General features: G+C 46.1%; 2 tRNA genes. Both read right to left on the reverse strand.

The features are described 5' to 3' along the window. Window positions 1-124: 124 nt before the first annotated feature. Window positions 125-200, reverse strand: a tRNA-Ala gene (locus A7098_RS23560). Between the two features lie 42 nt (window positions 201-242). Further along, window positions 243-319 (reverse strand) — tRNA-Ile (locus A7098_RS23565). Between the last annotated feature and the right edge of the window lie 87 nt (window positions 320-406).

Below are 406 nucleotides of genomic sequence, written 5' to 3' on the forward strand. Positions count from 1 at the left end.
ACGAACAACTTGCGTTGTTCAGTGTTTCAATTTTCAGCTTGATCCAGATTTTTAAAGAGCAAAACTTCGCAGTGAACCCTTGCAGGTACACTCTGAAGTATTTTTTATTTAATCACTACAGAGATGGTGGAGCTATGCGGGATCGAACCGCAGACCTCCTGCGTGCAAAGCAGGCGCTCTCCCAGCTGAGCTATAGCCCCATAACATGTAGTTAAAACCTCTTCAAATTTGCGGTGCAAATTTGGTAGGCCTGAGTGGACTTGAACCACCGACCTCACCCTTATCAGGGGTGCGCTCTAACCACCTGAGCTACAAGCCTGTAGAGGTTTTACTGCTCATTTTCATCAGACAATCTGTGTGAGCACTTCAAAGTACGCTTCTTTAAGGTAAGGAGGTGATCCAACCG

The organism is Escherichia sp. MOD1-EC7011, assembly GCF_002965005.1.
GTDB classification, from domain to species: Bacteria; Pseudomonadota; Gammaproteobacteria; order Enterobacterales; family Enterobacteriaceae; genus Escherichia; species Escherichia ruysiae.